16 protein-coding genes and 1 pseudogene are annotated in these 10,373 nt (G+C 58.4%); all 17 read right to left on the bottom strand.

The annotated features are described in order from the left end of the window. A pseudogene (locus B146_RS29305) lies at positions 1-263 on the bottom strand (helicase); the annotation flags it as partial. A 58-nt stretch (positions 264-321) separates the two neighbouring features. After that, entirely contained in the window at positions 322-795 is a 474-nt protein-coding gene (locus B146_RS0124070; RefSeq protein ID WP_019999037.1) for a TrmH family RNA methyltransferase, read from the bottom strand. Beyond that, complete coding sequence (locus tag B146_RS0124065; RefSeq protein WP_019999036.1) at positions 795-1,307, bottom strand: siphovirus Gp157 family protein; 513 nt, start codon at positions 1,305-1,307, stop codon at positions 795-797. Before B146_RS0124065 ends, B146_RS0124070 begins: the two co-directional genes overlap by 1 nt. Beyond that, complete coding sequence (locus B146_RS27355; protein ID WP_019999035.1) at positions 1,304-1,552, bottom strand: hypothetical protein; 249 nt, start codon at positions 1,550-1,552, stop codon at positions 1,304-1,306. The genes B146_RS0124065 and B146_RS27355 overlap by 4 nt, the downstream gene beginning before the upstream one ends. 57 nt (positions 1,553-1,609) lie before the next feature. Next, positions 1,610-1,867: a hypothetical protein gene (locus tag B146_RS0124055; protein ID WP_019999034.1), complete on the bottom strand. Its 258-nt coding sequence runs from the start codon at positions 1,865-1,867 to the stop codon at positions 1,610-1,612. 50 nt (positions 1,868-1,917) lie between these two features. Beyond that, entirely contained in the window at positions 1,918-3,663 is a 1,746-nt protein-coding gene (locus tag B146_RS27350; RefSeq protein WP_019999033.1) for a DEAD/DEAH box helicase, read from the bottom strand. Further along, positions 3,650-4,159: an RNA polymerase sigma factor gene (locus tag B146_RS28780; RefSeq protein ID WP_081631128.1), complete on the bottom strand. Its 510-nt coding sequence runs from the start codon at positions 4,157-4,159 to the stop codon at positions 3,650-3,652. The genes B146_RS27350 and B146_RS28780 overlap by 14 nt, the downstream gene beginning before the upstream one ends. Further along, positions 4,128-5,087, bottom strand: a complete 960-nt coding sequence (locus B146_RS0124045; RefSeq protein WP_019999031.1) for a hypothetical protein — start codon at positions 5,085-5,087, stop codon at positions 4,128-4,130. The genes B146_RS28780 and B146_RS0124045 overlap by 32 nt, the downstream gene beginning before the upstream one ends. After that, entirely contained in the window at positions 5,087-5,734 is a 648-nt protein-coding gene (gene thyX / locus B146_RS0124040; protein WP_019999030.1) for an FAD-dependent thymidylate synthase, read from the bottom strand. Before thyX ends, B146_RS0124045 begins: the two co-directional genes overlap by 1 nt. Then, a complete protein-coding gene (locus tag B146_RS0124035) occupies positions 5,731-5,988 on the bottom strand; it encodes a hypothetical protein (RefSeq protein ID WP_019999029.1) in 258 nt (85 codons plus the stop codon). The genes thyX and B146_RS0124035 overlap by 4 nt, the downstream gene beginning before the upstream one ends. After that, a complete protein-coding gene (gene dnaN / locus B146_RS0124030) occupies positions 5,988-7,037 on the bottom strand; it encodes a DNA polymerase III subunit beta (protein ID WP_019999028.1) in 1,050 nt (349 codons plus the stop codon). Before dnaN ends, B146_RS0124035 begins: the two co-directional genes overlap by 1 nt. A gap of 64 nt (positions 7,038-7,101) precedes the next feature. After that, positions 7,102-7,653: a DUF669 domain-containing protein gene (locus B146_RS0124025; protein ID WP_019999027.1), complete on the bottom strand. Its 552-nt coding sequence runs from the start codon at positions 7,651-7,653 to the stop codon at positions 7,102-7,104. 42 nt (positions 7,654-7,695) lie between these two features. Further along, the gene (locus B146_RS0124020) at positions 7,696-7,887 is read right to left on the bottom strand and encodes a hypothetical protein (RefSeq protein ID WP_019999026.1); all 192 of its coding nucleotides are present in this window, start codon (positions 7,885-7,887) and stop codon (positions 7,696-7,698) included. Beyond that, a complete protein-coding gene (locus B146_RS0124015) occupies positions 7,887-8,651 on the bottom strand; it encodes an ATP-binding protein (RefSeq protein ID WP_019999025.1) in 765 nt (254 codons plus the stop codon). The genes B146_RS0124020 and B146_RS0124015 overlap by 1 nt, the downstream gene beginning before the upstream one ends. A gap of 166 nt (positions 8,652-8,817) precedes the next feature. Next, a complete protein-coding gene (locus B146_RS30145) occupies positions 8,818-8,949 on the bottom strand; it encodes a hypothetical protein (RefSeq protein WP_019999024.1) in 132 nt (43 codons plus the stop codon). Between the two features lie 280 nt (positions 8,950-9,229). Next, complete coding sequence (locus tag B146_RS0124005; protein WP_019999023.1) at positions 9,230-9,589, bottom strand: hypothetical protein; 360 nt, start codon at positions 9,587-9,589, stop codon at positions 9,230-9,232. Further along, the gene (locus tag B146_RS0124000; RefSeq protein WP_019999022.1) at positions 9,589-9,891 is read right to left on the bottom strand and encodes a hypothetical protein; all 303 of its coding nucleotides are present in this window, start codon (positions 9,889-9,891) and stop codon (positions 9,589-9,591) included. Before B146_RS0124000 ends, B146_RS0124005 begins: the two co-directional genes overlap by 1 nt. Positions 9,892-10,373: the final 482 nt, after the last annotated feature.

Genomic DNA, 10,373 nt, shown 5'->3' with positions numbered 1-10,373 from the left:
GCAAAAAGCAGGACGTTGCGCCCGGTAGAGCGATGAATGGCGTCAGACCACGCCAGCTCCATCAGGCTCTTGCCAAGGCCCGTTCCGGCAAAAAGAGCCGCACGCCCACGACGGAGCGCCCACGATACGATGTCCCGTTGAAACGGAAAAAGATGGCTCGAGATTTCGAGCGCATGTTTGATGCCAGTTGGCGGGTCGACGATCGCTTTCCTAGCAAGGAACGCAGCATAGGCGTCCCCTAGCGCTTTAGGCGCTATGGTCATGTTCTTCTCCTCAGTGTGGTAGTTACCCGCACGTCGGTGGTGGCGACGTGCGGGTTGGTTATGCTGCTTCTAGGTTGGCGTAGGAGATTCCCCGTTCCATTCGGTTTGCCTTCGCGGCCCGGTCATAGAGGATGACATTGACCGTCGCGGCGAGGTTCGAGCAACCGCGCATCGGGATCATGACGCGGCGCGGGCACCATTCTAGATGCTTGCGGCCTAGCGTGCCGTCCTCTGGCCCGAACACGTAAAAGGCTTGTGCCGGATGCTGGAACGCGAAGAGGGACTCCGCATCGTCCACAAGGTCGACGGCAACGGGAACGGCGCCATAGGGCACCATGGATCGCATGTCCTCGCCGCGGATAATGGGAAGGTGACGATAGCCCTTTTGCGTGTCTGTCGACTCGACAACCTCGCAACGCGGCCCCTCAATGGCGACCATGGCGGCACCATAGCAATGCGCCGCACGGATGACGGCACCGACGTTGCCGCGCGTCTTTGGCCGGACCAAGCCGATGCTGGCAAAGCCGCGCATCAAACCGCCCTCACCGTAAGCGTTTCGCCAGGCAAGCCGAGTTGCGCGCCCTTCACTGACTTGCCCGCGTCCAGCGCTTCCTTGATCGCTGCCCTATCCGGCTCTGACTTAACTCGCATGAAGCGCTTCGGGATCGCCGTCTCGTCGATGATTTCCACCGTTGCGGCCTTCTTCCCGATCGACACCGTAGCCTCAGGAAGCGTCACCTTTGGCAGGTCGCTGGCCTTCAACAACCGAAACAGGAGGGAGCGCATTGCCTCCTTGCGGCGATCTTGGCGCGCTTTCCGCGCGTCCAAGTCCTTCTTCCGCTCAGCGATTGCCTTCGACATGCTGTCTGCATCGCGCTCGATCGCAACAATGCGCGAGAGCACGCGATGCGCGTTTGTCTCACCCTCGATGGTGTCCGCACGCAATCCCTCGTCCTCGGCCAACTCAGGAAAGGCGGCGATGAGGTCTGCGAACTCGCGCTCGAGGACGGTAACGTCATAGGCAAGATACTGGGGGTTGGTCATGCCTGCACCTCTGCGCTCGTCACGTGACCGAACACATCGAACCGCCCGCCGAACTCCTGCGCGAGGCGCTCAGCTTCCCGCTGCGCGCTATCAAGGGACGGGTGTTCGTAGGGCCACATGCACGGACGGATGCGCCCGGTGCCATCGCCGCGACGGAAGACGAAGAACCCGCCACCCACGACTTCTCCATCGCGCGGCTTCTTCGGGAATGAACGAAAATATGATGCCTTCTTCGCATCGGTCATGTTGCTTCTCCTCTGTAGTGGTGATCCGCCAGATTGGTGGTCTAGGCGGGCAGTTGGTCAGGCCGCAGCGGCCTTTTGCAGCTGTGCGATGCGCTTTCGCGCGATACTCAGGAAGCCGATCCCGAAATTGGCGACGAGGCAGGACCGAACATCCTGAAGCGTGTCACACACGGCAGTCTGGTAATCGTCGATTCGCTTTTGAGCGTGAGCCCTGTCGCCTTCAATGCGTCGCGCTTTTCGTGTGTCACCCTGATCAATTTGCACGGCTTTTGTGCCGTCCATTGCGACAGTCGCGTAAATCGTGAACCTCTCCATCGTCCATCCCCTCTTCGGCTTGGAAATGACTATAGGCTATCGGAAACGATTTAGAAAGGTATATCGTCTTCCGTATCCCATCCGTTGACGGTTTTTTTCGTTGCCGTTCTCACAGGCGGCGCATTGTCGTTCACTCCACCAGGCCGGTGATCAATAATCTCCCAATATTTCCCGGCCGGCTTGACGGAGACTTCCAGCGTTCCCTGCAGCTCGGACTGTCTCTCCAGCCACTCCAAGGGCGTTTTCGGGAAGGGACGTTGACCTCCGTGCTTCATCCAGTATCGATCGGCTTTCGATTTGGGATATCCCGCATGGGCGGGACACAGCCATTCATTGATCGATTTCAGCCCGACCATGTACGCAGCCTTCACGCTGTCCGGCTTGCCGGCCTTGCCTTCATGATAGTGAAAGCGACGCGAATTGACCTGCCGCCACTCAGCTGAAGCCGTTGACAGGATCGGCACGTCAGCGGCAGTTCGCGTAAGCTTTTCTTCCTCGTTAGGAGGGAACTCGTAACCACAGCAAGGGCACGTCATCTTGCTGATGTGCACCTTCTCTCCGCAGCCGATCAGTCCGCGCGAGTCGGCTTCCTGGGGGCAAATTTTGATCGGCGCCTCGCCTTCTCCCTTTCCAGGAGCTCGCGGTTCGACCATATCGACAGGGCCGTGCCGGTCCACAAGCTTGGCAAAGTCCAAAACCAAGCAGTTGGGCTTTGGGCCTGCGGCGATGGCTGCAAGCCTTTCCTCTTTGGTGGATAGCGGCATGCCAGACGCATAGATCGGACGCGTTCCACGGCCCGCCATTTGGACATAGAGGGCCACTGAGAGCGTTGGGCGACAGAAGGCGATGAGATCCACCCCCTTGTGATTGAAGCCCGTGGTAAGCACGGAATTGTTCGTTACGCACTGCAGCTTGTAGGACTTGAAGTCCTCCAGAATGCGCCGGCGCTCCTCCTTCGGCGTATCCCCCGTCACAGTTTCGCAGGTGATGCCCCGCTTGCGGAACTCGTCTCGCATATCTTGTGCGGCCGAAACGCCCGCACAAAAGCAAAGCCACGAACGCCTATCTCGCCCTTTGGCGATGATCTCCGACACGACGGCGCCGTTGAGTTCATTCGTATTAACGGCTGCCTCAAGCGCGCCTTGCTTGTAGTCCCCGCCCAACCGCCCGACGCCACGCACATCATATTCCGTTGCCGTCGGCTTGCTGGTCAGGGGGGCCAGGTATCCGTCACGGATCCCCTCACCCACTCCGTAGGTGTGCACCACGCGATCGAATAGCCGATCATGACCTTCATCAAGCCGCCCGCTATCAAGGCGATACGGCGTGGCTGTGAGGCCCAAAATCTTGAGGTCAGGATTGATCGCGCGCAGAGCGTCGATGAACTTTCGGTACATCGTATTGCTCTTGGTGGGGATCAGGTGGCACTCATCAACCATCAGGACGTCGATGTGTCCGATGATCTCCGCCTTGTTGTGGACGGTCTGAATGCCAGCGAAAACGATTTGACTGCGAGCATCCCTCCGCCCCAGGCCGGCCGAAAAGATGCCCGCCGGCGCGAATGGCCAGATGCCAATTAGTTCGAGGTAGTTCTGTTCGATCAGCTCTGCGACGTGGGTGGCGACGAGGATCCGCATGTCTGGCCAGCCTTGCGCCAGTCGCTTGATAGCGGATGCCATCAATAGCGACTTGCCACAGCCTGTGGCGAGATCGACTAGCGGATTTCCCGGCTCAGCCAGCCAGTAATCAAACACCGCATCTTCGGCTTCGGCCTGATAGCTCCTAAGCTGCAGCATAATCCCCGAACCTTTCGATAAGTGCGGCACGCGCCCTCGCTTCATGCAGGGACGCCCTGTTCTTGCTGACGCCGAGGCTGACCGCGATGTCCTTCAACTCCTCCCCATGAGCGCGTCTCAGGATGATCTGGCCGCCGGCGTCATGGAGGTGATTGCCGATCGTCCGCATGTCGGATTCGATTTCCTGCGAAGGTCCATTCCGAAGCAGCGTGAACTGAAATCCGTCGACGAAGTGGGGCCTGTATTTCTTGCGTTCCCCAGCCGCGATCGATCGCATGATGAGGCTGACCCAAACTCGAAATCCGCCACCTTCACGGAAGCTACCGTGACGGCGAAGAGCCGCCACAGCAGTGTCTTGAACAAGATCGTCTGCCTTGTTTCCCACAAGCGTATAGGCAAGCTTCCGCATGCCGGGCAGATAAGCCACGAGGGCGGCATCAAATGCAGCGGGTCGGTTGTCGTTGTCAGGCTGCGACGGTCTTGTCATTTGCGCCATCAATCCAAATCTCGCCGTTCGCCAGCTTGTAGGTCACGGTCTCACTCTCCTCGTCGCTGTCGATCTGCTCGCCCGGCACCAGGCCAGGCAGGAACAGGTGCGCGGGGCACCCTGCCTGCTGCTCATCAATGGAGAGGGGTTTGTGGAACCGTGCACACGACCACGACCCGCCGCCCTCTGGAGAAGCGAAAAGGCATGTGCGGCAGTTTGCTCGCGACCATGCGTTATGGTGGCAGACTGGCCTGTGGCGGCACCACTGGCACGCAAAAGCCATCTTGGCCTCTGGGTCTTCATGCAGCTTCGAAGGCGGATCGTTGGACTTGATGATACGATCAGCCCGCGCGAGAAGGCGCAGGACGTATTCCGTATCAAGCTCCATTCGTTCGGCATAAAGCCGATCGTCGTCCTTACAGACGGCTAGATATATGCCTCGAGACCGACCGCGGCGGTACATGTAGGTCTGGAGCTGTCCGTAATGCAGCGGCTTGGCAATGCGCACACCATCCTTCAAAAGCGATGTGAAGCTCTTGAGGTTGTGCGATTTCATTTCTCCGACGTGGATCGTCTTCGGCGCTTCAGGCAAACCGAGGATCTCACTATCGAGATATCCTCGGACATGTCCGTCGCATGCCTCCACCATGATCTGCCGGCCATTCTCATCCCGATCGACAACCTCACATCCGATCATTCGCAGGTTCTCGACCCAGCGATCTTCTTCAATGTTGCCGCTCTCGAAGATACGGAGTGTTCGGCCTTGCGGCGTTTCGTTCTCAGATACCCAGCGGAAGTCATAGAAGAGCTTTCGCTCACATTCCTCAGCGAGTGTGCTCACTGAGATAGAACGCCCGTCACGGGGCTTGTTTTGAGCTTCGTACGCGCCGTAGATGGCGCGTACGGTTGATGCCTCAGCCTTCGGGAGCGGGGCCATTAGACGGCTCCGAAGATCAGCGGGGCGGCAGCTGCGAGCTCGGACCGGATCGCCTTGGCAACCTCGCGATGCTCCTTCTGCGTGCCCTCTGCCTCGCGCTGCTCAAGGTAGTGGAGCCAAGAGCGGAAAGAGCCCTGCATGTACAGGGTGGAGGGCGTCAGCCCCTCAGGCAGAACGGCGCGGGCCTGCTCCTTCGCGATTCCGGCGGCGATCGCGGCATCGTAGGCTCCCTTGGCATGATGCATGACGTTTGCCTGCATCATGCGCCACTTCTCAGCGACCCATTCTGGCGCATCCGGCGTGCTGTTCTGACGGTTGGTCGGATCCTGCATCCGCGCCTCGCGCTCGACAAACTCGCCTTCGACTTCGGCGTAGCGTTGGCTGAACTCTTGGAAGGAAAACGAGCGGTGGCGAAGCATTTGACGAGCGGTGTCACGCGTGGTGATCACCTCCAGTGTGGCCGATACCATCTCGAACGGAGACCAATGCTTGTTGCGGATGAGGTAGGCCAGTAGCCGGGCGTCAGTCTCTCGGTTGGCCTGGTTGCCAGGGTTTGAGACGCGAGCAGCAAAAACGATGAACTCTTCGGCCGTCTTGCACTCAGCAACGAGCGGCTTCGTGATGGCGACGAGACGTGCGGTGTTCATGCCGCACCTCCATGCGCTTTGAACGCCGCCTCAGCGTCGCTTTTATCACTCCATTTTGGAAGGAAGGTGCGCTCCAGAATGGTGATAGCGTCCACGAGATCGCCGCGACGGATATGCCCAATCGCCTCAATGGCAGCCTCCTTTTGATAGAGAGGTAAGCCAAGGCGACCGAACACCTTCAGGACAGTTTCTGCCGGGTCGGCCATGATAACCTCCTCAAGATCGACTTCCGCGGTCACGGTAACGATCGTCATTAGACAGCCCTCATCGGCATCAGGACCATGTCCAGACCGTCGGTCTGACCGGTGATCCGAATTGGGCTCATCTGATCACGCACTTCGAGCGTCACCTTTCCGGACGAAAAGACCCGAACGGCTGTCGAAAGGTACGAACCGTTGACCCCAATCTCGAGAGGCTCTGTGCCATCCCAAGAGGCCGCAACGTCCTCACTTGCGTCGTCGCGGTAGCTAACCTTGAGATTGTCATTGTCTGCGACGAGGCGAACGCCTTTGCCCTTGTCTGGCTGGACGATAGCCACCCGATCCGTAGCGGCAGCTAGCGCATCGCGATCCACGACGACTTTGAGATCGTTCTCCATCGGGACCACGCGTCGATAGTCCGGGAACGTGCCGTCGATAAGTTTTGACGTGATCGTGCTTGCGTTGTCCGTCAGGCGGATCCGGTCGTTAGAAAGCTCTACCTTGATCTTGCCCTTCGGCACGATGCTGACGAGCTTACGAGGAAGAATCACGCCATCGAATGGCTGGCTCTCCGGCCCCACGAACCGTGCCAATCGATGACCGTCGGTGGCGACGACCACGATATGATCATCGTAGGTGTGGAAGTATACACCGTTCAAGTAATAGCGCGTCTCTTCTGACGATTGGGCGAACTCCACCTGAGAAAGCAGCGAGGCGAGATCGATCTCGAACGTATGCTCGAACGATCCGGCGCTGATATCGGGAAAATCCTCGGCAGGCAGTGTTTTCAGCTTGAACCGGCTGCGGCCGAATTTCACGACCAATGCCTCATCCTCAAGCACAAGGGACACATCGCCGGATGCGCGCTTTGCGATATCGGCGAGAACCTTCGCCTCAACCGTCACAGCGCCATCAACAGCATCCAGAACAGACACCGACGATGAAGCTTCGATAGTCAGATCGCTGCCCTTCACGGTCATGCGACTGTCGGCCACGCTCAACAGAACGTTTGAGAGAATGGGAATTGTGTTGCGAGCTTCTACGACGCGAGTGACGGCTGAAAGCGCACGCACCAGGTCGGCCTGCGGCAATGAAATGCGCATGTGTTTCTCCTCAAATGTGGTTGGAAAGCCGCCCGCCGTGGTGAAGCGGGCAGCCTTGTGATTGTTACTTCCTCCCCCAAGGCCGGCTGCCAGGCGCGGCAGTCGGCTTGGATGAGGTCGACGCAGGCCGCGAAGCTGCGCGGTTATCGTTGGCCGGCGCCTTGGGCTGCACTTCATCCACGGCAGGCTCCGGAACATCTCCCTCGTCCTCGAAGAAGTATCGCTTGATCTCCGCGCGCGCCGGGTATTGGCCATCCTTGGACGGCTTGCCCAAGCCGATCTTTACCGTAAATGCCTTGAAATGCAGATCTTCGCTGTCTTCACAGTCAGACACCCCCACGGCTCGGCAGAGCGAGGCGAACTGCTTCTGTCCGATCTCTTGGGCCTGAGCGTTCGGGTTCTCCAGATTGTAGTTGTTGAAGATCTTGCGGCCCGCATAGGCCTCCGGCTCAACGACAATCATGGTCGTCTTGAGCAGCGTTCCCCGTCCGTCCTTTGTCGGCGTGACGTCCGACGCCTCAATTTCAATCTTGTAGACGCCATTCGGGAGCTCGGAATAATCCGACTGCGTTGTGTCGTGTTCGGTCGCGTCAAAGCGCTTGCCGAGAGAAGCCATGTGTTTTTCCTCTGTGGTGATTATGCCCGCCCGTGAAGTGGACTACTCGACGGCCAGTTTGGTTTTTCGGGCCTCAAGTCCTTCGTTGGCGAGGACGCAGAGCGCCATAGCCATATCGCTGTCTAGCTGAACCTTGGGCTCTCCCATCTGCCGGTAGATGTCGGCAAGGCCGAAGACCTCCCCCAGCCCACCGTCGGTCAGATAACCCATGGCATCATCAATGCCCGCGATCATCAGTTTTCCGCCCCAGGCAGGAACTTGGCGAGCGCCGCATAGCCTTGCCCAACCTTGTAGGACAGCGATGCTGGCGTTTCGTACCGAGACTTCGCGAGGAAGCCGGGACGCTCTTCCAAGTGGACCTGTCGCTCCCCCGAACCCTCGGCGTGCGACACTTTTTTGTTGAAGCCCACCTCCTTCTCTTTCAGGGAGTGGCGGAAGTTCATAAAGCCCACGAACTGCGCCGCCTCTTGGATGAGCGCTGACGCTCGCTTGTGCAGCTTGATGCCGTACCGGCTATAGGGATCGGAAGTGGGACTGTCGAAGCGAGTGATCTCGGTATGGGCGATCAGAATGACGCCGACCCCAGAATCCCGCAGAGCCTGAACCCCGCCGATGAACTCACGCCAAACCGCGTCGGCTGCGACATAGCCCTTGCCGAAGCCCGCATCCTCAATGGAATTCCAGCCGTTCTGGCCGCAGGTATGCGCCCATACGAGAGGCTCGAGCCCATCGAGACTATCGACAATCAGCGTCTTTCGATCATGCTCTTCGGTGAGGAGCCACTGAATTACGTCTAGCACCTCATCGAGGCTCTCTGCCGTTCCCGGCGAGGGCATCTCAACGCCCTCCGGAGGCTCCTCCCCAATCGTGGGGAGGTAGTAGGGGTCTGGGAATTCCGACGCCAAGCGGGTCTTGCCAACGCCGTGAATGCCGTAGAGCACGCCGATTGGCGGTTTCGTGTTGCGTGTGCTCGTCAGTGATCCAAGCGAAATTGCCATGTCAGCCTCTATTATCCTGCGATCAGGCGAAGCAGCCCATAAGCCGCAAGACAGATGATTGCCGTGGTGATGAATGCGAGTACGGCGGGCCTGGCCGATGGGCGATAGCCATCATCAACAGGGTCTTGGTAATCGGGAGGGAAGCGCCAGCCGCTCGGAAGGTTACTCATCGAATCACCCCCGATACGAAAAGCAGGCCAACGGTCGGCAGCACGACCAACCATGCGAAAATGGCCAAGACGATCGCCCCGATAGCCAAATCACCCGCCAAATCATGAAATGCGCGCGCCCAGTTCATGCTTCCCTCCGGCGCCCGGCTGAATGAAAGGAGACCGGAGCAGAAGACCGGAAAACGCCATCCTTCTCTTTCACTGCGGAAGCGCGGGCGTCATTCTTTTGCGCCTTAGTGCGGAATGGCTTCCGATTGAGCATGTCCACCTTGCCAGTCCGCGTAAGGGCGGTGGCATATGGACTTTCGATATTAGGCCGCGTGGCCTGCCTTGATCCAAACATTGCTTCTCCTCTCCCTGTTGCGACGACGCGCAACAGGGCTTCGTGGTGATTGGGGTTGCGGTGATTTAGGCGGCGAGCTTGATGCCAAGACGCTTGGTAAGCGTCTCGATTTCCTGCAGCTTCGCCAGCAGGCGATCTACGTTATCGATGGCCTCAGACGTATCGATAGCGATGACGAAAGAAGCCAGCTTTTCGCGCGGGTCAAAGTCCCAATTCTCTGCCGTGGCGGCGTCGGGGATGAGCCTATCAGCAGTATAGTACCAGCCGTTATTATTTTTCAGCTGGCCTCTAGTGCCATTGTGTCCTTTAAACCAATTGTCGAAACCGACAAGAATGCAAGTCCCGCTCAACTCGACAACAGTACCCGCGCCCATTTCGGGTTGGTTTAGGATTTGGACCCGATCGCCCAGCTGGATAGCAGCCATTATGCTGCTCCCTTAGGCGTTTGCTTGCGCAGATCGCGTGCTTTCGTAAAGTCGATGACGTTGTCGGCGGTGATCAGATCATCGCTGTCATGCGGCGTTTCATCCGCGTCGTCGATCCGGCGCAACGTTACGCCATGAAGCGCGACGACTGCGTTCGATCCAGCAAGCTGCACAGTGTAGATAAGCCCGTGCATGTCGCCGCCGATGACGATGCCGAAGACGTCCGTGTTGAGCTTGCTTTCAACCCAGTCCCCATATTGGAAATCGTCTTCGAACTCTGCGAAATCGTTGATATCGCTCATGCGAAAGCTCCGTCGATCATTTCGATGCGGGGAAGGGAAATTGCGTGACGGTGGCAGTGCATATGGCCTCCACCGCTAACCGACGTGACGTGACGGACAACGGTCCGCTCGGTTGCGACCGGAGGCTTGCGAGCCTTGCTCGCCTGCTGATCTCCGGCTTTTGGGACGATATCGCCCAGCGAATACCCAGCGATGTTGGGCATGTGTTCTCCTCATGGCGGTTGACTTTGAGGGTGGTGATCGTCAAAGTCGCTTCTGCGCTTGTGGTGAGCGTAGTCGACCTAGGAGAGGTTTGGTCCATGTGGCCCTCCTCCCTCTCCTTGATCGCGGTGGCAAAGACGTTCGACTAAGCGGGTGGTGCCGGCCTCAGGGTTCGTTGATCTTTGCTTCGCTATTTTGGAAAGGGTGCTGCCTGTCGGTGGCGCCCTTTTCTTCTTTTATCGGACTATCGAAAGCCGATATCCCGTTTATCGTCCGTTAAT

The organism is Aureimonas ureilytica DSM 18598 = NBRC 106430 (genome assembly GCF_000382705.1).
Lineage (GTDB): Bacteria > Pseudomonadota > Alphaproteobacteria > Rhizobiales > Rhizobiaceae > Aureimonas > Aureimonas ureilytica.
Note: the sequence above shows the minus strand (reverse complement) of the source record. Positions and strands in the feature narration are given on the sequence as shown.

Coding starts and splice junctions, on each gene's coding strand:
- B146_RS0124070 (WP_019999037.1), bottom strand. CDS start 795: ATGCGCGGCTTTGCCAGCATCGGCTTGGTCCGGCCAAAGACGCGCGGC.
- B146_RS0124065 (WP_019999036.1), bottom strand. CDS start 1,307: ATGACCAACCCCCAGTATCTTGCCTATGACGTTACCGTCCTCGAGCGC.
- B146_RS27355 (WP_019999035.1), bottom strand. CDS start 1,552: ATGACCGATGCGAAGAAGGCATCATATTTTCGTTCATTCCCGAAGAAG.
- B146_RS0124055 (WP_019999034.1), bottom strand. CDS start 1,867: ATGGAGAGGTTCACGATTTACGCGACTGTCGCAATGGACGGCACAAAA.
- B146_RS27350 (WP_019999033.1), bottom strand. CDS start 3,663: ATGCTGCAGCTTAGGAGCTATCAGGCCGAAGCCGAAGATGCGGTGTTT.
- B146_RS28780 (WP_081631128.1), bottom strand. CDS start 4,159: ATGGCGCAAATGACAAGACCGTCGCAGCCTGACAACGACAACCGACCC.
- B146_RS0124045 (WP_019999031.1), bottom strand. CDS start 5,087: ATGGCCCCGCTCCCGAAGGCTGAGGCATCAACCGTACGCGCCATCTAC.
- thyX (WP_019999030.1), bottom strand. CDS start 5,734: ATGAACACCGCACGTCTCGTCGCCATCACGAAGCCGCTCGTTGCTGAG.
- B146_RS0124035 (WP_019999029.1), bottom strand. CDS start 5,988: ATGACGATCGTTACCGTGACCGCGGAAGTCGATCTTGAGGAGGTTATC.
- dnaN (WP_019999028.1), bottom strand. CDS start 7,037: ATGCGCATTTCATTGCCGCAGGCCGACCTGGTGCGTGCGCTTTCAGCC.
- B146_RS0124025 (WP_019999027.1), bottom strand. CDS start 7,653: ATGGCTTCTCTCGGCAAGCGCTTTGACGCGACCGAACACGACACAACG.
- B146_RS0124020 (WP_019999026.1), bottom strand. CDS start 7,887: ATGATCGCGGGCATTGATGATGCCATGGGTTATCTGACCGACGGTGGG.
- B146_RS0124015 (WP_019999025.1), bottom strand. CDS start 8,651: ATGGCAATTTCGCTTGGATCACTGACGAGCACACGCAACACGAAACCG.
- B146_RS30145 (WP_019999024.1), bottom strand. CDS start 8,949: ATGAACTGGGCGCGCGCATTTCATGATTTGGCGGGTGATTTGGCTATC.
- B146_RS0124005 (WP_019999023.1), bottom strand. CDS start 9,589: ATGGCTGCTATCCAGCTGGGCGATCGGGTCCAAATCCTAAACCAACCC.
- B146_RS0124000 (WP_019999022.1), bottom strand. CDS start 9,891: ATGAGCGATATCAACGATTTCGCAGAGTTCGAAGACGATTTCCAATAT.